Consider the following 23,651-nt stretch of genomic DNA (forward strand, 5'->3'; position numbering starts at 1 on the left):
ACTTGTTTACAGTGGTTGTGGGAAAAAACTGCTTGTTGTGTTCTACAAGAGATAACAAGCCAATATATAGATTATCACGTTTATTCAAAAGTTAAATCACTATTTTTTAAGATTTCCAAATAATTAGTTAATTTGTGCTTTGGGTGATAGCTTTCAAAAGTACTTAGTAAATTATGGTAAAAATGACGAATTGTTGCTGCCAACAAAATTATAGTGTTGTTGCTAATCAGTTAAACCACAGGTGGTTTCGGATGACTGTATCGCCATTCATTGCGACATTACTGTGCTTGTCTACTACCTATGTTGCCACCGCTCAACAGTCTCCGACCAATGCCAAGCCAATCCCAAGGGTAACTCCACAATCTCCAACACCTGCTGTCACTGGGGTATCAACTTCGGGTAGCCAAATTTCCCTCAATGGTCGCATCTTAGCAGGAACTTGGTTGCGGCAATCAACAAAGGCAGGTCAGGTAATAACTTATCTCAGTGACGGTCCATTTCGGCAATTAATCGGAGTAGATTTTTTAAACAGTAGCAATCCAGCTAGACAACCGATCGCCTGGTTTTCGTCAGCCACCAAGCCAGTAGTTTTAACTACCAGACTATTGGGAGCATATCGCTATCTCAATATTACAAATTTTGCTCAAACAGCAGGATGGCAGTTGCAAGTTAATGGCAATACTTTAGCGATCGCCACTCCCAAAACGCAAGTAACAAATATTCTTCCAAGTCAGCAATCTACCAATGCAAGCATTACACCTGCACAGCCAAATCGCGTTGTTGTTGATTTAGATCGTCCGACTCCTTGGCGAGTCGCGCAAGGATTACCAATCAAAAGACCTCCAAATCCCACCGCTGACCCTGATACAGTAACCCCTAAATCCTCCACACAACCAAATAGAGAGTGGACAATTACCCTGGATGGAATAGCCGATCCCAACTTAATCCAGCGCTACACTCCTCTACCACCTGCGCTACCAGACACGGCACCAACACCGACTCCATTGCTGGAACAGCTCAAACAATTGCCACAAGCGCCAGATCCCGACCAACTTATTCAAAAAGTTGAAGTAGTTAATAACCAAACGATTATTAGTCTTAGTCTTCCCTTTGGTCTGTCTCCTCAAATCAACACCACAGCTAACCCCTATCGTCTAATTATCGATATTCGACCCGATGCGATGGTATCACGCAATATTGCTTGGGCATCGGGATTACGCTGGCGACAGCAATATGTAAACTTAGGAACAGAACGTTTTCCTGTTGTCTTGTTAGAAGTCAATCCCCGTGCTGTTGGACTAAAACCCATCTGGACAAACCCAAGCACTCTTGTAGGCACTGCCCCTATAATTCAAACGGCACAGCAATACTTAGCGGTAGCAGCAATTAACGGTGGTTATTTTAACCGCAACAATAGATTACCCTTGGGGGCAATTCGTCGGGATGGTCAGTGGTTATCCAGCCCAATTCTCAACCGAGGAGCGATCGCTTGGAATGATTCTGGACAATTTTACTTTGGTCGTCTCACCTTAGAAGAAACTTTAAGTGCGCCCAATAATCTCAAATTGCCAATTCTGTTTCTCAACAGCGGTTATGTCCAGAGTGGTATTGCTCGCTATACTCCAACTTGGGGAACTAGCTATACTCCTTTAACCGACAACGAAATTATCCTTGTTGTTCAGAAAAACCAAGTTACCAATCAGTTACCAGGAGGCAAAGCGAATGAGACTGCCATTCCTATTCCTCAAGATGGCTACTTGTTAACTTTACGTGGAAATGCTGTTAGTAATGCATCACAGTTGCCCATCGGTACAGCGCTTGGTATTTCTACAGGTACGAATCCTGCTAATTTTAACAGTTACCCTCACATTTTGGCGGCCGGACCACTGTTAGTACAAAATAGTGAAATTGTCCTTGATGCCAAAGCTGAAAAATTTAGCAATGCCTTTATTGCAGAAAAGGCTATTCGCAGCGGTATTTGCACAACAGCAGCAGGTACACTAATGATTGCTGCCGTGCATAATCGGGCTGGCGGCCCAGGCCCTACCTTAGCAGAACACGCTCAATTGATGAAGAGTCTCGGATGTGTTAATGCCCTAAATTTGGATGGTGGTAGTTCAACTAGTCTTTATCTAGGAGGGCAACTACTCGACCGTTCTCCTAACACTGCTGCTCGCGTACATAACGGAATCGGGATCTTCCTACAAAAATAAGGAATAAGGAGGATGAGGGAGAGTAATAACAAATTTGCTTCCTCATCTCCCTCACTTCTCCAACTCATCAGTCCCTTTTTAAAGTTCACAACAAGCTGCCATTTTAGTTGATGAAGAATTGGTGTAGAGACAATAGTTTTTGTAGTAAATTGTTTACACCGTAAAGTTTGATTTTGCTATGTTTAGCAAGGTGGAACTAAATTGCTGATTTTCACGGTTGCAAGATTGCGCCAGATTTTTCATCAATGGTTAAGAGTAATGACGGTTTGTTATGTCACCAAATGAGGTAACTATGGCTCAATATCAAGAAACCACACCAATTAACACTCTGCCCCTCTCCGCAGCGATCGCCACTCGAGGTATTGCTGCAACTGAACTGCGTCCTTGGGGTTCTTTTACCGTTTTGGAAGAAGGGCGCGGGTACAAAATCAAACGCATCGAAGTCAAGCCCGGACATCGCCTCAGTCTGCAAATGCATCATCACCGCAGCGAACACTGGATTGTCGTTTCTGGTACAGCTAGGGTAACTTGCGGCGAGCAAGAAATACTACTGGGCAATAATCAATCAACATATGTACCCCAATGTACATCCCATCGTCTGGAGAATCCTGGTGTAATTCCTTTGGTGTTAATTGAAGTGCAAAATGGTGAATATCTAGGAGAAGATGATATTATTCGCTACCAAGACGACTATGCCCGTACTGAGAATTAAAACTCAAACTAGAGTAATCTGGAATAATAAGGCTGTAAAGGTTTGAAGCTAAAAATTAAATATTATTGTGCAAACCGTCTAAGGTAATAACTGCGCGCTGAATCTCCCTGCCTGCTTGAGGTGGGGATATTTAGTGTGACCGAAGGAGCGCAGAGGAGCCACTCGATCTACTTCGGGTTCCCTTGTGCCTTCTCAAAGCGATATCCAGAGTTAGTCTAGGAAAGCTTGCCCCACAGGGAAACCTCGTGGCTCAACTTTCCGCAAAATCAAAAATTGATATGACTTTTGTAGCCAACCTATCTGTAATATTTAAGATGGGGTTTACTATTGTCAAAACGAATTCCATGATTCATTTGAGTCCAACCGCTGCAAGTGAAATAGGGCGATTAAAGTCAAAGCAGCCACATGCCTTGTTTAGATTAGCAGTTAAACCAGGTGGTTGTTCCGGTTGGTTTTACGATATGTCCTTTGATGAAGCGGTAAAAGCTGGCGATCGCCTTATTGAGTTGAACGGCATTAAAGCAGTCATAGATGCTGAAAGCTTGGATTACGTTAACGGTTTGGCGTTAGATTATTCAGAGGATTTGATGGGGGGAGGTTTTCGCTTCCATAATCCCCAGGCGATCGCTACCTGTGGTTGTGGCAATTCTTTCTCCATTAGTCAATAGTCAAAAACTTTTGAACAATGGGCTATTGAACACCAGTTGCTACCCTGCGGGAAGCCCTACCCTTCTCCTAAAGTCGCCGCTACGCGTAGCTTGCTTCTCCCTAAGAGTACGTCGCTAACGCTGCGCTACACTAGGCGCTCATGGGGTAAACCGCACCACTTGCTACCATAGCCTGCGGCAAACTGCTTTGCGTCTACGGGTTCTCCATTCGCGCTAGCGGTGACCTAGGAGAAGGAGTACAAGTTGGCTTTGCCGACGGCAATCACTTTATGTTGGGGAACCCTTGCACCGCGCTACCTCCACAACACACTGGTTCCTATTGACTCTGCAAAATAGATTGACATGAAACCATAAAAAAAGTTATAATCAGGATTTGTTAAAACTTAGACCTCTAAGCAGCTTCACGCGCTGTAACTCATGCCAACAATACAGCAACTCATACGTAATGAACGCGAAAAAGCGCGTCAGAAAACCAAGTCCCCAGCTCTGAAGCAATGCCCACAACGTCGGGGTGTTTGTACCAGAGTATACACAACTACACCTAAAAAGCCTAACTCAGCTCTCCGCAAAGTAGCAAGGGTAAGACTTACTTCTGGATTTGAAGTTACAGCTTACATTCCAGGAATTGGTCACAACTTGCAAGAGCATTCCGTTGTAATGATTCGTGGCGGTCGGGTTAAGGATTTACCAGGTGTGAGATATCACATAATCCGTGGCACCTTGGATACAGCAGGAGTGAAAGACCGCAAACAAGGTCGTTCCAAGTATGGAACCAAGCGCCCAAAGGAAGGGGCTAAAAAATAGGACATAGGCGATTAATCGTGTTTGATGCGATTAACCGTCTTTTTTAGGAGTGCCAAAGGACAGAAAAACAAGCTGTGCTGGCTTTTTCAGGAAATCAAGCTACACCCTTGAAAGGGCGAGCAAGTGTAGGGAATTTTAAGTAGCATCCTAGAGTGGCAGCAGCATTTGAATCCAGATATTAAGGTTTTTAATGTTGTTACCTTGTATGTCTAAATAGTGGGCAGCAAGTTAGTAGGTCAGCCTTGCTGCAAGCAACTGTAGAAGAAAATTAATTTAAGTCTGAGCGGAGGCTTTAGCCGCTTAGAACCCAGTGTCTGATAGCATATAATTTCGTTGCCAAATCCGAATTAAAGGTTGAAGTATGTCTCGTCGTGGTGTTATTCAAAGGCGCCCAGTTCCGCCTGACTCCGTGTATAACAGTCGCCTTGTGAGTATGATCATCAGGCGGATTATGCGCCATGGAAAGAAATCCCTGGCAGCACGTATCGTTTATGATGCTTTAAAAACTATTGAGGAACGCACTGGTAACGCAGCTTTAGAAACCTTTGAAAAAGCGGTGCGGAATGCAACGCCTTTAGTAGAAGTAAAAGCTCGCCGTGTAGGTGGAGCAACTTACCAAGTACCAATGGAAGTGCGTTCAGAACGGGGTACAACCTTAGCGTTACGTTGGTTAGTGCAATTTTCTAGATCTAGACCCGGTCGCACAATGGCAAGCAAATTAGCTAACGAGTTACTTGATGCAGCCAACGAAACCGGGAATGCAATTCGTAAACGTGAAGAAACACACCGGATGGCGGAAGCTAACAAAGCCTTTGCACACTATCGTTACTAAGTAAATAAGCGATATATCGTACTCTCAGAGTGATATATCGTGGAATTACAAAAATTAAAGACGGTTTTCCGTAGAGTATAGAATCTTAACAAAGAGTAATATACAAGATATCATGAGGCAAAAACTATAGGAGGCTACTGTGGCACGTACGATCCCGCTAGAGAGAGTACGCAATATCGGTATTGCGGCGCATATAGATGCGGGCAAGACAACAACAACAGAGAGAATATTATTTTACTCTGGGATAATTCATAAAATTGGTGAAGTTCACGAAGGAACTGCCGTAACAGACTGGATGGATCAGGAGCGGGAGCGGGGAATTACCATTACTGCTGCTGCGATCACTACCAGTTGGAAAGATCATCAAATTAACATTATCGATACTCCAGGTCACGTTGACTTCACAATTGAAGTCGAACGCTCTATGCGTGTGTTGGATGGTGTAATCGCAGTATTTTGTTCTGTGGGCGGCGTGCAACCACAGTCAGAAACAGTGTGGCGACAAGCAGATCGCTACAAAGTACCGCGTATAGCCTTCATCAACAAGATGGATCGCACAGGGGCGAACTTCTATAGAGTTCACGAGCAAATGCGCGATCGCCTGCGGGCTAACGCCATTGCCATTCAACTGCCAATTGGTAGTGAAAATGATTTTAAGGGTATCGTTGACTTGGTGCAAAAGCGTGCATATATCTACGCCAATGACCAAGGAACGGATATTCAAGAAACAGATATTCCAGCAGAATTGCAAGAGCAGGCTGAGGAATATCGCAACAAACTTATAGAAGCAGTGGCAGAGACAGATGACGATCTCATGACTAAGTACTTCGAGGGTGAAGAACTTACAGAAGATGAAATCCGTACTGCCCTCCGTAAAGGTACGATCGCGGGTACGATTGTGCCAGTACTTTGCGGTTCAGCATTCAAAAACAAAGGCGTACAGTTGATGCTGGATGCAGTTGTAGATTACCTGCCAGCACCAACTGAAGTGCCACCAATTCAAGGTGCGCGACCCAATGGCGAAACTGTTGAGCGTCGGGCTGATGATACCGAACCTCTATCAGCTCTGGCATTCAAAATTATGGCCGATCCTTACGGTCGCCTCACCTTCGTTCGCGTTTATTCTGGCATTCTGAAAAAGGGTAGCTACGTTCTAAACGCTACCAAGAATAAAAAAGAACGGATTTCTCGTCTGGTAGTTTTGAAAGCAGATGAACGACTTGATGTCGAAGAACTGCGAGCAGGTGATTTGGGAGCCGCGTTGGGATTGAAAGATACTTTAACAGGTGACACGCTTTGTGATGAAGGCTCACCAGTTATTCTGGAGTCTCTATTCATCCCTGAGCCTGTAATCTCAGTGGCGGTTGAACCCAAAACCAAGAACGACATGGATAAACTATCCAAGGCTCTGCAATCTCTCTCAGAAGAAGACCCAACCTTCCGCGTCCATGTCGATCCAGAAACCAACCAAACGGTGATTGCCGGCATGGGAGAACTACACCTAGAAATTCTAGTAGACCGGATGTTGCGCGAATTCAAAGTGGAAGCAAATGTCGGTGCGCCACAAGTAGCTTACCGCGAAACAATTCGTAAACACGTTACCAGAATCGAAGGTAAGTTCATCCGCCAAAGTGGTGGTAAAGGCCAATACGGTCACGTTGTGATCGATTTGGAACCAGGAGAACCCGGCACTGGTTTTGAATTCGTCTCCAAAATTGTTGGTGGTGTCGTACCTAAAGAGTACATTGGACCCGCAGAACAAGGAATGAAAGAAAGCTGCGAATCTGGTATTTTAGCTGGATATCCGCTAATTGATGTCAAAGCAACGCTGGTTGATGGGTCATACCACGATGTGGACTCTTCGGAAATGGCTTTCAAAATCGCTGGCTCAATGGCACTCAAAGAGGCAGTGATGAAGGCTTCACCTGTACTCTTAGAGCCTATGATGAAAGTTGAAGTAGAAGTCCCTGAAGACTTTATCGGGAACGTCATTGGCGACCTCATCTCCCGCCGGGGGCAGATTGAAAACCAAAGCACTGAACAGGGACTCGCTAAGGTGGCATCCAAAGTTCCACTGGCGACTATGTTTGGTTACGCGACTGATATCCGGTCGAAGACCCAAGGTCGGGGTATCTTCACAATGGAGTTCAGCCACTACGAAGAGGTGCCTCGCAGCGTAGCTGAAACTATCATTGCAAAAAGCAAAGGGAACGCTTAATTAAAAAAGGAAATGAGCATTCATGGCACGCGCAAAGTTTGAAAGGACTAAACCCCACGTTAACATCGGTACGATTGGCCACGTTGACCACGGTAAAACAACGTTAACAGCAGCTATCACTATGACCTTGGCAGCTCTCGGTCAAGCTGTGGCTAAGGGTTACGATCAAATCGATAACGCCCCAGAAGAAAAGGCGCGGGGTATTACCATCAACACCGCTCACGTTGAGTATGAAACCCAAAATCGGCACTATGCTCACGTAGACTGTCCCGGACACGCTGACTATGTGAAGAACATGATCACTGGTGCTGCCCAAATGGATGGGGCAATCCTGGTGGTTGCTGCTACCGATGGTGCTATGCCCCAAACCCGCGAACACATCCTGCTGGCAAAACAAGTCGGCGTTCCCAACCTAGTTGTCTTCTTAAATAAGCAAGACATGGTGGACGACGAAGAACTGTTGGAGTTGGTGGAACTAGAACTTCGAGAATTACTCACCGACTACGAGTTCGATGGTGACAATATTCCCATCATCAAAGGCTCCGGTCTGAAAGCTTTGGAAAAAATGACTGGTAGCCCCAAAACTCAAAGAGGTGAAGATGAGTGGGTAGATAAAATCTACGAACTGATGGACGCTGTAGATTCCTACATCCCCACTCCTGAGCGCGATGTAGACAAGCCCTTCCTGATGGCTGTAGAAGACGTATTCTCGATCACAGGTCGTGGTACTGTTGCCACTGGTCGGATTGAGCGGGGTAAAGTCAAAGTTGGCGATAACGTTGAACTTGTCGGTATTAGAGACAGTCGCAGCACAACCGTTACTGGCATTGAGATGTTCAAGAAGAGTCTTGATGAAGGCATGGCTGGGGATAACGCCGGGGTACTACTTCGGGGTATTCAGAAGACTGATATTGAACGGGGTATGGTGCTAGCCAAACCTGGTTCAATTAAACCTCACACCCAATTTGAAGGTGAAGTGTACGTTCTCACAGAGAAAGAAGGTGGTCGGAAGACACCGTTCTTCCCTGGTTACCGTCCCCAGTTCTACGTGCGGACAACTGATGTAACTGGTACAATCAAAACCTTCACCACCGATGAAGGTGGCGAGGCGGAAATGGTGATGCCAGGCGATCGCATCAAAATGACTGTAGAACTGATCAACCCAATTGCGATTGAGCAAGGAATGCGTTTCGCTATTCGTGAAGGTGGTCGCACCATTGGTGCTGGTGTCGTCTCCAAAATCCTTAAGTAGCACCTTTTTGCCCTAATAACAAAGGAGCAGAGATGGTAAAGTAAAAGCCTCTCTGCTCCTTTCTCTTCCCTCTATAAAGGGATTGGGTACTGGGTATTGGGTAAAGACAAAATAGAAGGGGAAAAGGGAATACTTTTTCCTTTGCCCTTTAACCTTTTCTGCTTCTTGCCCAGTCCCCATTCCCAGTCTCCTCAAAACTCAGAACCTGGACAATTTAAAAATGGCAACTCTACAGCAGCAGAAGATTAGGATTCGTTTACAGGCTTTTGACCGTCGCTTATTAGATACATCTTGCGAGAAGATTGTAGACACAGCTAACCGGACTAACGCTACAGCCATAGGACCAATTCCTTTACCAACAAAACGTAAAATCTACTGCGTGCTGCGATCGCCTCACGTAGATAAAGATTCACGCGAACACTTTGAAACCCGTACTCATCGCCGGATTATTGATATTTACCAGCCTTCTTCTAAAACTATTGATGCCTTGATGAAACTGGATCTCCCATCGGGTGTAGATATTGAAGTCAAACTGTAATTAGTTAGTGGTGAGGCAGTGGGGTTTGAGGGACAGTGCGTTGGGCGACTTGTAGACGCGCTCTGCACGATGAACCAGCACGGTCTTGGGGAGCCATTGCGTTGAACGAGTTTCCAAGGTACTCCATTCGGTCGCCAGACTTGAAGGAAGTGCCGTCGGCTTGTACTCCTTCTCCTAGGTCGCCGCTAGCGCGAACGGAGAACCCGCAGGGTAGCAAGTGGCCTGGTTCCTCTATGAGTGACTGGAAAACCCGAAGGGTAAGAACTGCCGTGGTTTGCCCCATAAACAAATGGCGTTAGCGAGTCCTGGTTCAAGAGACGGCGCTAAAAGCGTTAGCGAGTCTTCTCCCAAGGGGAGACGCTACGCGAACGATCGTCACGAGCGTCACCCGTTCTGCGTTGCCGTACCCCTGCTCTTAAGCAAGCTACGCGCAGTGCCTCCCTTAGGAGAAGAGTAGGGTAAGTTGTCAGTCGCAGAAAAACAACTGACCACTGTCCACTAACAACTTACATTTCTTAGTATGAATATTTACCTAGCCCTGAATAAAATTATTTCAGGGCTTTTTATTGGCGGGAAACAAAATGATAGAATGTAAACAAAGTACGGGAAAAGCAGAGAAGAATAAATTTTAAAGATTAAATTTATACGAAGGTAACAATGGCATTTTCTTCTAAAATTGCAGTCCGTGAACTACCTCTGTTCCCGTTACCTGAAGTAGTTCTGTTCCCCACTAGACCATTACCCTTACACATCTTTGAATTTCGCTACCGAATCATGATGAATACGATTTTGGAAAGCGATCGCAGGTTTGGAGTGTTAATGGTCGATCCAGTCAAAGGCACAATTGCGAACGTTGGTTGCTGTGCAGAAATCATTCATCACCAACGGTTGCCTGATGACCGCATGAAAATGTTGACTTTGGGACAGCAAAGGTTTCGTGTTTTAGAGTATGTTCGTGAAAAACCCTACCGCGTTGGTTTGGTAGAGTGGTTGGAAGACCACCCACCCACTAAAGATTTACGTCCTTTGGCTTCTGAGGTAGAACAACTGCTACGAGATGTTGTGCGCCTCTCCGCTAAGTTAACCGAACAAAATATTGAACTGCCAGAAGAATTGCCGGATCTGCCAACAGAACTATCTTATTGGGTGGCCAGCAACCTCTATGGTGTAGCTGCAGAGCAGCAGTCATTGCTAGAAATGCAGGATACTGTAGCTCGCTTGGAACGAGAAGCAGAAATTTTGACTTCTACTCGTAATCACTTAGCAGCTCGTTCTGTTCTTAAAGATACTTTTAATCAAAAGTTATGAGTTGAGAGTGAAGAGTGAGCGGTGCAACTTATAACCATTCACTCTTCAATGCACTACCCTTTGGGAACGCGAAGAGCGAACGCGTGACTCTTATTCTGCGCTAACACCAGTTCCCTACAAAAGCAAACCTTCTTTCAGGAGTAGACTCACCACTTGCTACAGCATTGGGAACCAAAGCAACGCAGTTGCTCTTGCTAACTTTTAACTTCATTGCCAAGAGCATTGATTGGCAAAACATTATAACTGCCAAATATTTTTAAGACTTCGATATACTTGTTTAACTTTGCTAAAGCAGATTGCATTTCTGCTGAGGTAGCATTTGATTCTACGTCTATGAAAAACAAGTATTCTCCAAGCGATCGCTTTGTAGGGCGAGATTCAATCCGGCTGAGGTTAATTCCTAACTGAGCAAATACTTCCAAAGGTTTGAGCAACGCTCCCGGGACATTGGCCGGTACGCTGAAAGCTAGCGAAGTATGGCTAGCGCTTGCTGAAGATATATCGTCAACAGCCTCTATTTTTGGCTGACTTACCACCCAAAAGCGAGTACAGTTTTCTGGATAGTCGTTAATACTACTAGCTAATATAGGTAATTTATAGAGTTGGGCTGCTCTACTAGATGCGATCGCAGCGGTTGTTAAGTCCTGCTCTAATCGTTGTAGTGCCTCAGTTGTCGAATTGCTCGGAATCACCTGCACACTTGGCAGAAATTCCTGCAACCACCCCTGACATTGGGCCAAAGCTTGCGGATGTGAATAAACAGTTTTAATGCTATCTAAACTAGTTGCACAAGAAATTAATGCATGGACAATAGGCATAACCAAAGCCAACTGAATTTGTAAACGATCCAACTGCCACAGCGTATCCATTGTCATAGTTACACTCCCTTCAATAGAATTTTCTACTGGCACAACAGCCAATTGAGTGTGTCCAAAAGCAACGGCTTGGAGTGACTGGGCAATACTGGGATATGGGCATAAGATAGCCTCAATTCCCGTCTTTTTGGCTAGCCAATTAATATAAAAAACAGCTGCTTGTTCCGCATAGGTACCAGGAGGTCCTAAATGGGCAATGGATATGGTCATAGAGTTGGCCCTGAGTTATCTATTAGATTTATAGACTATACCTTAGGCAAACCCAGCCTTTGTTAACTTGAAATATTGGTTTGAGATGTATCGTTTTTTTGGGTAGTACAATGATACAGTTTATAACTATATTCACCAGTAGATTTTCCGTATCGTGCGTCAGGGAAACATTGCTGGGATTCCAAATCAACTTGAGTACGGAATTCAACTAACCATAGGTCAAGAGGTCGGGGAATTTTAGTGAGTTGTTCTGAAAACACTTGCATGGCTTGAGTATAGTCTTTAGTCTTTGAGTCTTGACGAGCTAAGAAAAACTGCAAATTTTGGGCAGGCCAGTTTTGGTATTCCCAGGCTAACCCCATCATTCTCCCAGTTTGACCGTGGTGGAGGTGGGTAGTAGCTATCAGCACCTTCTGTGGAGATACTCTTTGGATGAGAGAAGCGAGAAGATCGGGGCGTTGGTTTTGCAGATAGCCCAGATTCCAGACTACCGTCACTCCGCCAAGCACCGCCATCAGCCAAATGATACTTACCGCAACTTTCCCATTTACCAACAGCCGTAATTTCTGTCTATGCTGGTTGAAATTCTTTACTTGGTTCCAACAGCCTGCCAATGCAGCACCCAAAAGCAAAATTATTGCCGATACACAAACAAATTGGAAACGAGCAGCTAAGGTTAAGTCCATCCCTAGACCATAAGTGAAAGCTAGACATAATGCGATCGCTCCCACAAGATACCCACTTAAGATTTGAATCGCTAGATCGCTATCAGATTGCTTCTGGATTTTTAGTCCATAAATGAGATTAGGTAGGCTCCAAAGCAAAAATAGCAAGGTTACGATACCAGAAACAATCACAATCGCCAGAGGTAAGTTTGTGATTGCTGAAGGCAAAAGCAACAGCATACTCATAGTCCAAAGCAGTAGTCGCCCTATGGGTTCCAACCATCTAACATGAGGATTGCTACTTGCCACCCAAGTTGTGAGGTCATTCCCAGGAATACTTTTTAGAGCAGGTATCCAAACCAGACATCCAACCAGAGTACCCATGATAACTATCCAGATACGCCACCAATTAGTTCGCACATAGGCAAATGTGGTCTGGTTTGCTTTCACCCAAATTTGCCAAAGCAATACAAAGCCTTCAGCACAAAGAGTCAGGGTAAAAAAATAATGGGTTGCTACCCCTAAACTATTCATCGCTACCCAAGTTAATACCACCCAGATAGGCAGAGATTGCTGACGATGGATAGTCTGAATGGCTTTGATAAAACAACATAGAGAAGCAATTATTAGCAAAATCACCAAAGTGTAATGACGCGCTTCTCTAGCGAGGAAAACAGCATAAGGCGAAGTTGCCATCATTGCTGCTGCCATCTGACCTACTAACTTGGAGCGAAAAGTTAAATAGCCAAAGCCAAACATGGCAGGAATTGACGCTACACCAAAAAAAGCACTGAGCGATCGCGCTGCCCAAATTGAAACTAGTTCTCCCGGAGGCGAAAACAATTTCATCCAGAAATGTGCTAATACAAAATAGACCGGAGGATGAGTGCTTTCATCCAACAGATGCTCGATAACGGCGCTAATTCCAACTGTGGGGATAGGTTGCAGTGGCTGCAAGAGAACATCTGAACTAATGAGTTGATTTAGTGGTACTGGGCGAAAACTATTGCCCAAACTAAAAACTATCGTTGCACACTCATCAGTCCAAGGAGGTAGAGATTCTAGACGCACAAAGCGCAAACCAGTGCCAATAGCTAACCATAGCAGCATTAGCAGTAGGTGATAGCGGTTTTTCATTAACGCGATGTCATACCGAGTTGCAATCAAAAATAGTAAGGGACTTTCAAATCAGAAAACATCCCATTGTAATTGTTGGTTGCTGACAGTCAACAGTCAACATTTTTGTCTGTCTTGCCTGTTTTAGCGAATAGCTTGACAATTGACAAAAAATATGAGAAAGGTTTGCTAAACAATTATCTTCTTGTCGAGTTATAATTTATTTTTCTAAAGATAGTCAACGTTATTTATAAAACTATCTCAGTAATAAAGGATAACTATAAGCAAATATAGTTTTTAAAATAAATCAGTCTAGATGAATATTTTTTTCATTGAATTAAAAATAATAAACATAAAAAAATAATTAATAATATAAATATTAAACAATTACTTCCTTCAACTCATGGCTACCAAGTTTACTGCCTCCCAATCGGTAGAAATTGCTGTGCCACAACAGCCTATTCCCATTCAGCACTACTTGCGTCAGCCTCAACGTCTGGTTAATGCTTTGGTTGACAACAGGCGTATTCAACAGCTTTCCGAGGAAGTATTTCGCTTGAAAATGCGTCCTCTAGCTTTTATGTCCTTGAGTATTCAACCCACTGTAGACATGCGAGTTTGGGCAGAATCAAATGGTGTGATTTATTTGCGATCGGTAGGTTGTGAAATTCTTGGTGTTGAATATATTAACCAGCGTTTTGCTCTCAATTTACAAGGGCATTTGTCTCCTTACCAGCTAAGCACTGGCACTCGCCTGCAAGGAAGAGCCGATCTGGAAGTGCAAGTAGAACTACCACTGCCATTTTCCTTGACCCCGAAGCCAATCTTAGAAGCTACCGGCAATGGTTTGCTCAAGAGTGTGCTGTTGACAGTTAAGCAAAGATTGCTTCATCAACTGCTGGCAGATTATCGAAACTGGGTGAGTTCGCAAACGAAACAAAAAGCTCTAGGTGATAACAGTACCGAATTGCCAATTCTAAATATAGAGTAATTTTTGATTTACTTAGTTAAGAGGAGGCAGTGGTCAGTTGTTAACATCTGCTCTGCCCCTCTATTCTTTACTTAGCACTCAAATTGGCATGGACGAAAGGACTTGCGATGCAGCGGTGATGGGCCGTATTGTCGTAGTGCTAGCAAATGCTTTTGGCTACCATAACCTTTATTACGCGCTAGGTCGTACATAGGGTACTTTGCTGCTAGACGCAGCACCAACTCATCACGCCAAACTTTAGCCACAATACTAGCTGCGGCAATGCTAAGCGATCGCTCGTCCCCTTTAACTATTGTTTGTTGGGGCAGGAGCAAGTTTTTGATTGACTGATTGCCATCAACCAAACAGATTGTAGGCTGTACCTTCAACTTCTGGACAGCCCGCTTCATAGCTAACAGTGTGGCCTGCAAAATATTCATTTGGTCAATTTCAGCAGTGGAAGCAAAACCAATTCTCCAATCAATGGCTAGCGCGGAAATTAACTGCGCTAGCTGAGTTCTCCGATAACTAGACAGCTTTTTACTGTCTTTGATATCAACTGCTATCAATTCTGACAAAGCACAAGCTGGTAGTATCACTGCTGCTGCAACTACAGGGCCAAATAAAGCACCTCGCCCGACTTCATCCACGCCTGCAATCAAGCCTGGAATAATAGACATGGCAGACAACTCCAGCCAACTCGATTCGCTGGAGAGTGCTGACGAATCAATAGCAGCACTTTGCTCTATCTCTACCATAAGATTCAGTTAACTGTCGTCTGAGGAGCCATCCTCTACCGCAGAGGAACGACGGCGACGGCGACGGTTACCAGTAGAGGTGCTAGTCGCTTCAACTTCTTCTGCGATCGCGTTGGCGGATTCTCTTGCAGAGAAGCTTCCCGCAGGGGTCGCTACAACTTCTGTTGGCTCAGATGCTTTTTCTGGTGAGGATTTCTTTTTTAATTCAGTTTGCAGTGTATTTGTATTTACTTCAGTGCTTTCTGTTTCAGCGATCGATTCTGGGGTTGATTCTGTTGGCACTGTTAGCAGTTGCCCAGGCTGAACAATGTTAATAATGACGGACTTGGGATTTTTGATCTCCCGCTCTAACTTCACTAGAGGAGAAACTCCCATCAAGGCGAAAACATCCTGTTCCTGTAGCGTCATTTCTACAGTCCTAATCTCCGGTGGTTCTACCACTGGTTTAACTGGCTCTGCCTTGGTAACTTTAGTGCGTTCCGCCCGTTCAGTCCAACCTGATTTACCCAAGCTTGGTGAGGGAATATCTTGTGTTGTCCCTAGTTCTGCTTCGCTATCCAAGTCTAAATCTGACTCATTGTCAAAACCTAATGAATTAGCAGCAATCCGTGGTTCATCCTTGCCATTTCCGCCATTAATACCAATCCGTCTACGACGGTTACGGGTAGTACTACGCTTGTTATGCTCGCCAAGTTCTTGATAGCTGGGATGATTAATTAAATTCAAAGCACCCAAATCAGAATCGGCATCGAATCCTTCTGCAAATGCATCGTAGGTTTCTCGTGGTTCTGTTACGCGAGCAGCTGGCAGACGTGGTTCTCTGTGAGGCAGAGATACAAACCGCTCTGGTATTTCTACTGGTGTTGGTAATCGGCTCTCGGTTTCTCCAGGCAGACGCACAACATGTCCTAAACCTCCACAAGTGGGACAAGTTTCACCAAACAATTCATAAATGTTTTGACCTTGGCGCTTGCGGGTAAGTTCTACTAAACCCAGCTCGGTTAGTTGAGCAATCTGGGGACGAGCTTTGTCTGCTTTCAGCGCTTTGTTAAAATGCTCTAGGACGTGCAATTGGTCGCGCCGCGATTCCATATCAATGAAGTCTACAACGATTACCCCAGCAATATTTCGTAACCGCAACTGACGGGCAATTTCTGTTGCCGCTTCACAGTTTGTCCACAGAACTGTTTCTCTGGCTGTCGCCGATCGCGTAAAGGAACCAGAGTTAACATCAATTACTGTTAATGCTTCAGTCGGCTCAATGATGATGTAGCCGCCAGAAGGCAAGTCTACTCTGGGTTTGAGAGCTTCTCGAATCGCTGCATTGATGCGGAAGTACTCTAAAATGGGAGAGCGATCGCGATGATGGTCAATCAACAATCCCTGCGGTGTCTGACCTCCACTCCAGTTTTGCAAATACTGCTTTACACGCTTCAACCCAGTACTAGAATCAACTACGATCCGATTCACATCCCCACCGTACATATCTCGCAATACGCGCTGGATAAAATCATCGTCTCGGTTGAGCAGTGCTGGGGCACGGGTGGAGTGCGCTTCCTGCTGAATGGCTTCCCATTGCTTTTGCAGCACTTCCAAATCTTCCATAATTGCTTCTTCTGGTTTGCCTTCTGCCTCGGTACGCACCAGCAAACCCATCCCCGCCGGTTTGATCAAAATAGCCAGTGCCCGTAAGCGGTTACGCTCGCTTTCACTCTTAATTCGCCGGGATAAATTTACACCTCTGCCATAGGGCATTAGCACTACGTAGCGTCCAGGCATGGTGATGTTGCCCGTGAGCCTTGGTCCTTTTGTTCCCGTTGGCTCTTTCATAACTTGCACCAACACTTTTTGCTGTGGTGCTAATAGTTCTGTAATTGCTGCTGCTGTCCGCTTCAACTTTAACGGCCCCAAGTCAGTTACATGAATAAAGCCATTGCGTTCTGGGTCGCCAATGTTGACAAAAGCTGCATCTATCCCAGGTAATACATTTTCAACTACACCTAAATAGATATCACCTATTTGGTGATGGCCTGTCGCTACAACTAGTTCTTGTATTTGATCTTCAGAAAAGACGGCAGCAATCTGATGCTGCTCCGCGATGATAATTTGTTTCGGCATTCAATTTCCTCAAAAACTGGCAGCACCAACGGGCTTGGAGGTTGGTTATGCCTCTCGCCCCTGTCAGCCCCAAAAGGCGCTGCTGATAATAAAAATTGTGAATTTAGGCTCAAAGTTAAAGAGCTATTGACTAGGGAATTGCGTTGACACGCCTGATTATTCCAGAACTGCTGCATATTGTTTAAGCAAATAAATCAACCGTCCATGGTTGATTTGCGATGCCATACCTTCACCATCTAGGGATTAGGCATTCAGCAGTTGTTTTAAAAAGCATAGGTAAGAGTTGCCGACGGAGCCTGTGATAGTTACTAGTTCACAAGGGAGCTATAAACAGAGAGTGTTCTTTAATCTGCCTGTTGTTTGTCTGGGATAAAATCCTAGAAGTTGCACTCTAATATATTTGCTTTCGCACCCTGAGTACCAGGGTAGTGAACCAGTTCATTCAATGCAGCGCCAGAAAATTTCTCTTCACCCCATTCTAACGCAACCTTGCTAAAAATCAATTCCCATGATGTGCTACATCAGGGCAACTACTAGCAAGTTACCCTTTAGGGATTATACTCCTAAAACTAGCTGATTGCGATGAATGTGTAGAAGTTGAAATTCCTTACCAGACACTATTTCTAGCATAGACAGAATATGTTCGGGCCGCAACAGCAAACCGTCAGGGCGACAGCTACCCACATAACGTAGGACAACTGTAGACTCATCCTTGCTATTGTTAGTTTCTACTAATTCTAGTTCAAACAAGCGCGAGCGCAGATTTACTAACTGACTCTTGCCTGATTTAGTTGTTTGTTCCCACCATAGCTCATCTTTTGCTTTGATTGTATTAATCCAGTCTTGCCATTGTGCGGATGTTGCCTCACAAAGTGCAGCCACAGTCATCAAATACTCTGCTGCTTCTATCATTTGACTAGCAGCGGCAGCTTTTAAATCCTGCTGTACCACATTATATATAGGCATATCTGTGGGTAGTTCTTGAGCAAGTTGTTTTTGGAAAGTATCAACTTCCACGACTTGAGTCAATTCAAAGTCCACAATTTCACCACTGCTGGTAGCTCCTAAAGCCAAGGCATTGGCCACAGAGATCCGCGGACTTGGATGAAACCCACCAGTAAAAGCAACTGGCAAACCTGCTCGCCTTACCACTCGGTCAAACAGGCGCATTAAATCTAGGTGACTCATCAAAGCCATATCACCCTGCTTGCCAAACCAAACACGTAACCGTTGTGCCTTGGTTGTGTTGGGGACAAACTCGCCAGCGAATTGGGGAATAGCAGGCGGCTCAATGACAATGTTATGACCGAAGTCAGTGCCGCAAACGCCACAGTGAGAACAACCTTCAAAAGAGCAGTCTGGTACAGTTGCAGCTTCTAGAGCGCGTTGTAAGTCCTCCACCAGCCACTTTTTATCAATTCCTGTGTCAATATGTTCCCAAGGAAGAGGAGTCTCAAGGGAGTGGAGAATGGGGAGTTGGGTATTTTCCCCTGCTCCTCTCTCCCCCCTATCCCTAAAGGAGGTCACGAGTCCCCCCTGCTCTTCTGCCTCCCTGCCTCCCTGAGCCTCTGCGTGAAACAAATTCCACTCGCCGTTTTCTACTTGGCGATATTTCCAGTCTAGACCTGCTTCGGCGATCGCATCTCCCCAAGCTGTAAAAGCCTTATCTAAATTGTCATACCAGGAATCCATGCCAGCACCCAATTCCCAAGCACGTCGCACTACTTTGCCCAAACTGCGATCGCCTCGTCCGATAAAGTCCTCCATTGCTGAAATTCGGACATCGGTAAAATTCACCTTCACTCCTCTAATGCGACGGAATTCATGGCGTAACAAATTTTGCTTGCGTTTAAATTCAGCAGTAGAAACTGAGTGCCATTGAAATGGCGTATGGGGCTTGGGCGTAAAGTTAGAAATCGTCAAATTAAAGTTGAGGGGTTTTCTTCCCTTTGCCCGACATTCTCGTTGCAACCAACTTACCGTTTCGGCAATGCCTACAACATCGGCATCCGTCTCACCCGGTAAGCCAATCATGAAATACAACTTGATTTTGTCCCAGCCTTGTTCCCAAGCAGTTTTGACTCCCCGCAGCAGTTCTTCATTGGTCAAACCCTTATTAACGATATCTCGCATTCGCTGGGTTCCCGCTTCTGGGGCAAAGGTGAGTCCACCTTGCCGCGTACCGCCAAGTATATTGGCAATATTTTCATCAAATCTGTCTACCCGTTGGCTAGGCAGAGACAAAGAAATGTTCTCATTTTTTAAGCGATTTTTGATTTCCATCCCTACTGCTGGTAGAGACAAATAATCAGAACAACTCAGAGATAGTAGAGAAAACTCATTGTAACCGGTTGCCCGCATTCCCTGTTCAATTGCTTCTACCACTTTCTCTGGTTCCACATCTCGTGCTGGTCGGGTGAGCATTCCTGGTTGACAGAAACGACAGCCGCGAGTGCAACCGCGTCGAATTTCAATTGTCAGGCGGTCATGCACCGTTTGTACATAGGGAACTAGTCCTATGGAATAAGCTGGGATGGGAGTTGCTACCCGTCGCAAAATTCGTTTTGGCACATCTGGGCGATTTGGATGCACCGAACCATCTGCAGCCATGTCATAAAACTGTGGGACATAGACCCCTGGTATTTGTGCCAAGTCTAGTAGAGTCTGTTCTCGGTTCAATCCTGCTTGTTTGGCTTCTTCTAACACCAAACCAATTTCTGGTAAGAGTTCTTCGCCATCTCCGAGGGCAAAAAAGTCAAAAAAGTCAGCGTATGGCTCAGGATTTGATGTTGCTGTCTGTCCACCCGCAAAAATTAAGGGAAATGGCGACTGGGGAGCAGCTAATTCTCCTCTGCCCCCTCGATCCTCTGCCCCCCTATCCTCTTGCCTATCGCGCCATGTAAGGGGAATTCCAGCTAAATCCAACATTTCTAGAATGTTAGTTGCTCCCAGTTCATAACTGAGGCTAAAACCTAAAATGTCGAATTCTGTTAGCGATCGCTTTGACTCTACCGCAAATAACGGTGTATCTGTTGCCCTGAGTTTGGCTGCTAGGTCTTGTCCTGGTAGGTAGGCGCGATCGCATAACTGTCGCGGCTGGGCATTCAAAATGTTATAGAGGATGATATGCCCTAAATTAGATGCCCCTACTTCATATACCTCTGGGTAGGTTAATACCCAGCGTATTGCAGCCGTATCCCACGGCTTATGTACTGATAAGCGTTCGTTACCCAGGTAACGCGCTGGCTTTAAAATATCCGATGTTATTAATTTTTCAACTGCAACAGCCACTGTGCTATCTTCTAGCTACCTTAATTACAGCTAATCACCTCCAACTTAGCATTGATTAGGTCTATCAATAAGGTTTATTCCGACAACTTACAACTCTTTTACACAAGTTTGCTGTCAAGCCACGTTAAATGTTATGATTTGAAACCTGCAAAAATTCAGACAACTGCCAACTTGGATTCGTCTTCAGATATCTCAAAAACCCCATCTAGTTGGGTTAGTTCAAAGATGATCTTAATTGATGGTGGAACAGAGCAAAGCTTAAAATTCCTTTCTAAACTTTGGGCCAGCTTGAGTGCAGACACCAATGCCATTAAGCCACAGCTGTCTAGGGACTCTACTGCTGCTAAATCTATTAACAACATAGAAACATCATCTTGTGTCAACGCTGTCGTCATGTCTCGTTCCAGTTCCAAGGCATTGGTGGCATTCAGGAAGCCTTGAGGACGAATAACTGTAATTTTTGGGCACTTTATTAATGCTTGCATTATCGATATTAGAGTTATTGAATGTAAAGTCTAGATTTATTTGAACATAAACTCTTTTTTACAACATCGACCATACGTCTTAGAACTCTTTGCTGAATCTTTATTGCTTTAGTACCTCTGTTTAAAGATTGTCATAAATACAGGGTGAAATGTATTCATGTATACTTTTTTTTAGCCTCGGTTCAAAAACAATCAGCATAGACAGCCACACAATAGACCAATTAAATGTAACTATGTCCAGAAAGCTTGATTGGTCTATAAGTAAAGCCGATTTTAGTCAAGATATAGTGGTAGATTAAATGCCCTGACTTGCACAGTCGATCGTGGTATGTGGTAGGGTTGATGGCAAGTTAACCATCTAATCATCTTGTGATCTAGATCACTAACATACTAGCGTTGAGATCGCATTATATACTTAGCTTTATCTTGGATAATTAGTACCATATACAATTGGATTATTACTGATGAGAACTAAGTACGCTATTCGTCGATTAGTAGAAAAAGCTCTGGATATTAAAAAACTAACTCCTGAGATAGAAAATGAAATCAACTCGGAACTAACTGAAAATGGTTATATATCTGACGTTGACTACGAAGCTCTGGAATTATTAATGGCAGAGATGGATGCTGGTCGAGTTCAGTTGGTTCCTAGCTGGGGATATTAGTCCTGACAGTTGGTTGATATTGCTACCTTTTTCTATCCCAAATTGATTTTGACAAGAAGTAGAATCAAAGCTTCAAAATAGTTGACACTAGTTGTAGTAACAGCAGTACCGATAAAAAGCGCGATAGAATTGCTGGTATTTTTCTATGATGTTTGCTATTTAGTCCCCTAGTGTGGCGTAAACTGTGCTAATGAGCATCTACATTTGCATTAGTAGTAAGTCGCCATGCAGCCCGCTAAACGCTTAGAAAAAATTCCTCCCTATCTGTTTGCTGAAATTAATCGCAAACGAGAAGAACTTGAAGCCAAGGGAGTGGACATCATTAATATGGCAGTAGGCGATCCGGATAAACCTACTCCTGCTCATATTCTTCAGGTAATGCATGAGGCGATTGATGACGCTTCTACCCACAATTATCCTCCCTATCAGGGTATGCAAGAATTTCGGGAGGCGGCAGCTAAGTGGATGGAACATCGGTTTGGGGTAACGGGTTTAAACCTTGATGCAGAGGTGATCTCTTCCATCGGTTCCAAGGAAGCAATACACAATACCTTTTTAGCCTTTGTGGAAGCAGGAGACTATACGCTGATACCAGATCCTGGTTATCCCGTATATCGAACTTCCACAATTTTTGCTGGTGGCGAGCCTTTTGCTATACCTCTGAAGGCAGAAAATAAATTTTTACCTAATTTGAGTGCGATTCCTGAAGAAATTGCCCGCAAGACCAAACTCTTGTGGATCAATTATCCTAATAATCCAACAGGAGCATTGGCAACGCTAGAATTTTTTGAGGAATTGGTGGCTTTTTGCAAGCAGTACGATATTTTGTTATGTCACGACCATGCCTACTCAGAAATGGCATACGATGGCTACAAACCACCAAGTGTGCTGCAAGTTCCACGAGCGAAAGATGTAGCTATTGAGTTTCACAGTTTGTCTAAGTCGTATAATATGACAGGCTGGCGAATTGGTTTTGTGGTTGGTAATGCCATCGGTATTCAAGGTTTGAGACAGGTAAAAACCAACGTCGATTCTGGGGTATTTAAAGCAATTCAAAAAGCTGCGATCGCAGCTTACTCCATTAATGAAGCTGAACTGCAAGCTGTGATGTCTGTTTACCAAAAGCGTCGCGACATCATCGTTAATGGACTGCAATCTCTAGGCTGGCCAATCGAACCTCCGAAAGCTACCCTTTACGTTTGGGTGCCTGTACCTCCAGGATATTCCTCAATTGAATTTGTGACTTTGCTTCTTGACAAATGTGGCATTCTCGTGCCTCCAGGTAATGGTTACGGTGCAGCGGGAGAAGGTTTTTTCCGGATTGCCCTAACTATCCCTGATGAACGGATGCATGAAGCAATCCAACGCATGGAAAATGCTGGTATTCGCTATACTTCATGAAGATACTAGGGATTGGGAAAAGGAAAGAACTGTCTTTTTGTTTCTCTTCTCTAGTCCCCAGTCTCCAATCCCTCTTGATACGCTTGCCAAAGTTGGTGGATAAATTGATTAAGTTGTCGCTTGGCAGCTAAGTCAAACTCAGTTTTTGGTTCTTTTGCTAAAACCTGACTCAAAATGGTAATTACTTCTGTGTCTAAGGCGGGTCGAAATAACTTGACAGGCCAAAGCAGATCGGGCGCATCTCGCAGGTCAGTAACTAGTGGTAGTTCTGGAGTGGAAGTGGCTAGCAATAAGGGACGCACCCAACACAAATCACGCGAAACAACAAATTGGATGACTTCTGCATATAGATTTTTGTCGCTATGCTCTAAAGACACAATTTGTCCTGGTTGGAAGTCTAGACTTATGTGCATACAGCACTTCCCGTTGTTATGAGGTACAGTTAGTAAGAAGAAAAATAATATCTTTTCATGAAAGCATATTCAATCGATCTCCGAGAAAAAATAGTTGCAGCACATATTCAGGAGAAAATATCAATTCGTCAAGTGGCAA

21 protein-coding genes are annotated in these 23,651 nt (G+C 44.5%); 13 read left to right on the top strand and 8 right to left on the bottom strand.

The features are described 5' to 3' along the window. Positions 1-173 precede the first annotated feature (173 nt). From RMY31_RS06030 to rpsJ, 8 genes are all read left to right on the top strand, one after another. Positions 174-2,213 (top strand): phosphodiester glycosidase family protein, encoded by a 2,040-nt coding sequence (locus tag RMY31_RS06030; RefSeq protein WP_322658120.1) that lies wholly within the window; start codon positions 174-176, stop codon positions 2,211-2,213. A gap of 292 nt (positions 2,214-2,505) precedes the next feature. After that, positions 2,506-2,925 carry a cupin domain-containing protein gene (locus tag RMY31_RS06035; RefSeq protein ID WP_322658201.1) on the top strand — a complete coding sequence of 140 codons (420 nt, stop codon included), beginning with the start codon at positions 2,506-2,508 and terminating at the stop codon, positions 2,923-2,925. 344 nt (positions 2,926-3,269) lie between these two features. Then, a complete protein-coding gene (locus RMY31_RS06040) occupies positions 3,270-3,593 on the top strand; it encodes an iron-sulfur cluster assembly accessory protein (protein WP_322658200.1) in 324 nt (107 codons plus the stop codon). 417 nt (positions 3,594-4,010) lie between these two features. Continuing rightward, positions 4,011-4,397 (top strand): 30S ribosomal protein S12, encoded by a 387-nt coding sequence (gene rpsL / locus RMY31_RS06045; protein WP_198124361.1) that lies wholly within the window; start codon positions 4,011-4,013, stop codon positions 4,395-4,397. A 361-nt stretch (positions 4,398-4,758) separates the two neighbouring features. Continuing rightward, complete coding sequence (rpsG, locus tag RMY31_RS06050) at positions 4,759-5,229, top strand: 30S ribosomal protein S7 (RefSeq protein ID WP_322658119.1); 471 nt, start codon at positions 4,759-4,761, stop codon at positions 5,227-5,229. 139 nt (positions 5,230-5,368) lie between these two features. After that, complete coding sequence (gene fusA / locus RMY31_RS06055) at positions 5,369-7,447, top strand: elongation factor G (RefSeq protein WP_322658118.1); 2,079 nt, start codon at positions 5,369-5,371, stop codon at positions 7,445-7,447. Positions 7,448-7,469: 22 nt separating this feature from the next. Then, positions 7,470-8,699 carry an elongation factor Tu gene (gene tuf / locus RMY31_RS06060; RefSeq protein WP_322658117.1) on the top strand — a complete coding sequence of 410 codons (1,230 nt, stop codon included), beginning with the start codon at positions 7,470-7,472 and terminating at the stop codon, positions 8,697-8,699. Positions 8,700-8,919: 220 nt separating this feature from the next. Beyond that, complete coding sequence (gene rpsJ, locus RMY31_RS06065) at positions 8,920-9,237, top strand: 30S ribosomal protein S10 (protein WP_010998474.1); 318 nt, start codon at positions 8,920-8,922, stop codon at positions 9,235-9,237. Positions 9,238-9,241: 4 nt separating this feature from the next. Here the strand turns inward: rpsJ and RMY31_RS06070 are convergent, their stop codons facing one another. Next, positions 9,242-9,520 (bottom strand): hypothetical protein, encoded by a 279-nt coding sequence (locus RMY31_RS06070; protein ID WP_322658111.1) that lies wholly within the window; start codon positions 9,518-9,520, stop codon positions 9,242-9,244. Positions 9,521-9,526: 6 nt separating this feature from the next. On the opposite strand from RMY31_RS06070, the gene RMY31_RS06075 reads away from it, so the two are divergent. Both RMY31_RS06075 and RMY31_RS06080 read left to right on the top strand, forming a co-directional pair. Then, a complete protein-coding gene (locus RMY31_RS06075) occupies positions 9,527-9,694 on the top strand; it encodes a hypothetical protein (protein WP_409877456.1) in 168 nt (55 codons plus the stop codon). 200 nt (positions 9,695-9,894) lie between these two features. Beyond that, a complete protein-coding gene (locus tag RMY31_RS06080; RefSeq protein WP_322658110.1) occupies positions 9,895-10,545 on the top strand; it encodes an LON peptidase substrate-binding domain-containing protein in 651 nt (216 codons plus the stop codon). Between the two features lie 194 nt (positions 10,546-10,739). On the opposite strand, the gene pheA is transcribed toward RMY31_RS06080, so the two are convergent. Together pheA and RMY31_RS06090 are read right to left on the bottom strand one after the other, a co-directional pair. After that, positions 10,740-11,630, bottom strand: a complete 891-nt coding sequence (gene pheA, locus RMY31_RS06085) for a prephenate dehydratase (RefSeq protein WP_322658109.1) — start codon at positions 11,628-11,630, stop codon at positions 10,740-10,742. 62 nt (positions 11,631-11,692) lie between these two features. Next, a complete protein-coding gene (locus RMY31_RS06090; protein WP_409877459.1) occupies positions 11,693-13,462 on the bottom strand; it encodes a phospholipid carrier-dependent glycosyltransferase in 1,770 nt (589 codons plus the stop codon). Between the two features lie 352 nt (positions 13,463-13,814). Here RMY31_RS06090 and RMY31_RS06095 point away from each other — a divergent pair, with 352 nt between their 5' ends. Continuing rightward, positions 13,815-14,402 (top strand): DUF1997 domain-containing protein, encoded by a 588-nt coding sequence (locus tag RMY31_RS06095; RefSeq protein WP_322658107.1) that lies wholly within the window; start codon positions 13,815-13,817, stop codon positions 14,400-14,402. Between the two features lie 71 nt (positions 14,403-14,473). Here RMY31_RS06095 and RMY31_RS06100 read toward each other — a convergent pair whose 3' ends face one another. The 4 genes from RMY31_RS06100 to RMY31_RS06115 all read right to left on the bottom strand — a co-directional run bounded on the left by RMY31_RS06100 (position 14,474) and on the right by RMY31_RS06115 (position 21,033). Then, positions 14,474-15,139, bottom strand: coding sequence for a ribonuclease HII (locus RMY31_RS06100; protein ID WP_322658106.1), 666 nt, complete (start codon positions 15,137-15,139; stop codon positions 14,474-14,476). A gap of 9 nt (positions 15,140-15,148) precedes the next feature. Next, positions 15,149-17,257 carry an Rne/Rng family ribonuclease gene (locus RMY31_RS06105; RefSeq protein WP_322658105.1) on the bottom strand — a complete coding sequence of 703 codons (2,109 nt, stop codon included), beginning with the start codon at positions 17,255-17,257 and terminating at the stop codon, positions 15,149-15,151. A gap of 555 nt (positions 17,258-17,812) precedes the next feature. Next, positions 17,813-20,548: a TIGR03960 family B12-binding radical SAM protein gene (locus RMY31_RS06110; protein ID WP_322658104.1), complete on the bottom strand. Its 2,736-nt coding sequence runs from the start codon at positions 20,546-20,548 to the stop codon at positions 17,813-17,815. 155 nt (positions 20,549-20,703) lie between these two features. Beyond that, positions 20,704-21,033 (bottom strand): STAS domain-containing protein, encoded by a 330-nt coding sequence (locus tag RMY31_RS06115; RefSeq protein WP_322658102.1) that lies wholly within the window; start codon positions 21,031-21,033, stop codon positions 20,704-20,706. A gap of 464 nt (positions 21,034-21,497) precedes the next feature. Here RMY31_RS06115 and RMY31_RS06120 point away from each other — a divergent pair, with 464 nt between their 5' ends. Continuing rightward, positions 21,498-21,698, top strand: a complete 201-nt coding sequence (locus RMY31_RS06120) for a hypothetical protein (protein WP_322658101.1) — start codon at positions 21,498-21,500, stop codon at positions 21,696-21,698. Positions 21,699-21,923: 225 nt separating this feature from the next. After that, complete coding sequence (locus RMY31_RS06125; RefSeq protein ID WP_322658100.1) at positions 21,924-23,099, top strand: LL-diaminopimelate aminotransferase; 1,176 nt, start codon at positions 21,924-21,926, stop codon at positions 23,097-23,099. A 50-nt stretch (positions 23,100-23,149) separates the two neighbouring features. Here RMY31_RS06125 and RMY31_RS06130 read toward each other — a convergent pair whose 3' ends face one another. Continuing rightward, positions 23,150-23,512 (bottom strand): hypothetical protein, encoded by a 363-nt coding sequence (locus RMY31_RS06130; protein ID WP_322658199.1) that lies wholly within the window; start codon positions 23,510-23,512, stop codon positions 23,150-23,152. Between the last annotated feature and the right edge of the window lie 139 nt (positions 23,513-23,651).

Origin of the sequence: Dendronalium sp. ChiSLP03b (genome assembly GCF_034531165.2) — a bacterium.
GTDB classification, from domain to species: domain Bacteria; phylum Cyanobacteriota; class Cyanobacteriia; order Cyanobacteriales; family Nostocaceae; genus Dendronalium; species Dendronalium minutum.

What these genes read in the sequence shown, in the direction of transcription:
- RMY31_RS06030 (WP_322658120.1), top strand. Translation starts at nt 174, where the DNA reads ATGGTAAAAATGACGAATTGTTGCTGCCAACAAAATTATAGTGTTGTT.
- RMY31_RS06035 (WP_322658201.1), top strand. Translation starts at nt 2,506, where the DNA reads ATGGCTCAATATCAAGAAACCACACCAATTAACACTCTGCCCCTCTCC.
- RMY31_RS06040 (WP_322658200.1), top strand. Translation starts at nt 3,270, where the DNA reads ATGATTCATTTGAGTCCAACCGCTGCAAGTGAAATAGGGCGATTAAAG.
- rpsL (WP_198124361.1), top strand. Translation starts at nt 4,011, where the DNA reads ATGCCAACAATACAGCAACTCATACGTAATGAACGCGAAAAAGCGCGT.
- rpsG (WP_322658119.1), top strand. Translation starts at nt 4,759, where the DNA reads ATGTCTCGTCGTGGTGTTATTCAAAGGCGCCCAGTTCCGCCTGACTCC.
- tuf (WP_322658117.1), top strand. Translation starts at nt 7,470, where the DNA reads ATGGCACGCGCAAAGTTTGAAAGGACTAAACCCCACGTTAACATCGGT.
- rpsJ (WP_010998474.1), top strand. Translation starts at nt 8,920, where the DNA reads ATGGCAACTCTACAGCAGCAGAAGATTAGGATTCGTTTACAGGCTTTT.
- RMY31_RS06070 (WP_322658111.1), bottom strand. Translation starts at nt 9,520, where the DNA reads ATGGGGCAAACCACGGCAGTTCTTACCCTTCGGGTTTTCCAGTCACTC.
- RMY31_RS06075 (WP_409877456.1), top strand. Translation starts at nt 9,527, where the DNA reads ATGGCGTTAGCGAGTCCTGGTTCAAGAGACGGCGCTAAAAGCGTTAGC.
- RMY31_RS06080 (WP_322658110.1), top strand. Translation starts at nt 9,895, where the DNA reads ATGGCATTTTCTTCTAAAATTGCAGTCCGTGAACTACCTCTGTTCCCG.
- pheA (WP_322658109.1), bottom strand. Translation starts at nt 11,630, where the DNA reads ATGACCATATCCATTGCCCATTTAGGACCTCCTGGTACCTATGCGGAA.
- RMY31_RS06095 (WP_322658107.1), top strand. Translation starts at nt 13,815, where the DNA reads ATGGCTACCAAGTTTACTGCCTCCCAATCGGTAGAAATTGCTGTGCCA.
- RMY31_RS06100 (WP_322658106.1), bottom strand. Translation starts at nt 15,139, where the DNA reads ATGGTAGAGATAGAGCAAAGTGCTGCTATTGATTCGTCAGCACTCTCC.
- RMY31_RS06105 (WP_322658105.1), bottom strand. Translation starts at nt 17,257, where the DNA reads ATGCCGAAACAAATTATCATCGCGGAGCAGCATCAGATTGCTGCCGTC.
- RMY31_RS06115 (WP_322658102.1), bottom strand. Translation starts at nt 21,033, where the DNA reads ATGCAAGCATTAATAAAGTGCCCAAAAATTACAGTTATTCGTCCTCAA.
- RMY31_RS06120 (WP_322658101.1), top strand. Translation starts at nt 21,498, where the DNA reads ATGAGAACTAAGTACGCTATTCGTCGATTAGTAGAAAAAGCTCTGGAT.
- RMY31_RS06125 (WP_322658100.1), top strand. Translation starts at nt 21,924, where the DNA reads ATGCAGCCCGCTAAACGCTTAGAAAAAATTCCTCCCTATCTGTTTGCT.
- RMY31_RS06130 (WP_322658199.1), bottom strand. Translation starts at nt 23,512, where the DNA reads ATGCACATAAGTCTAGACTTCCAACCAGGACAAATTGTGTCTTTAGAG.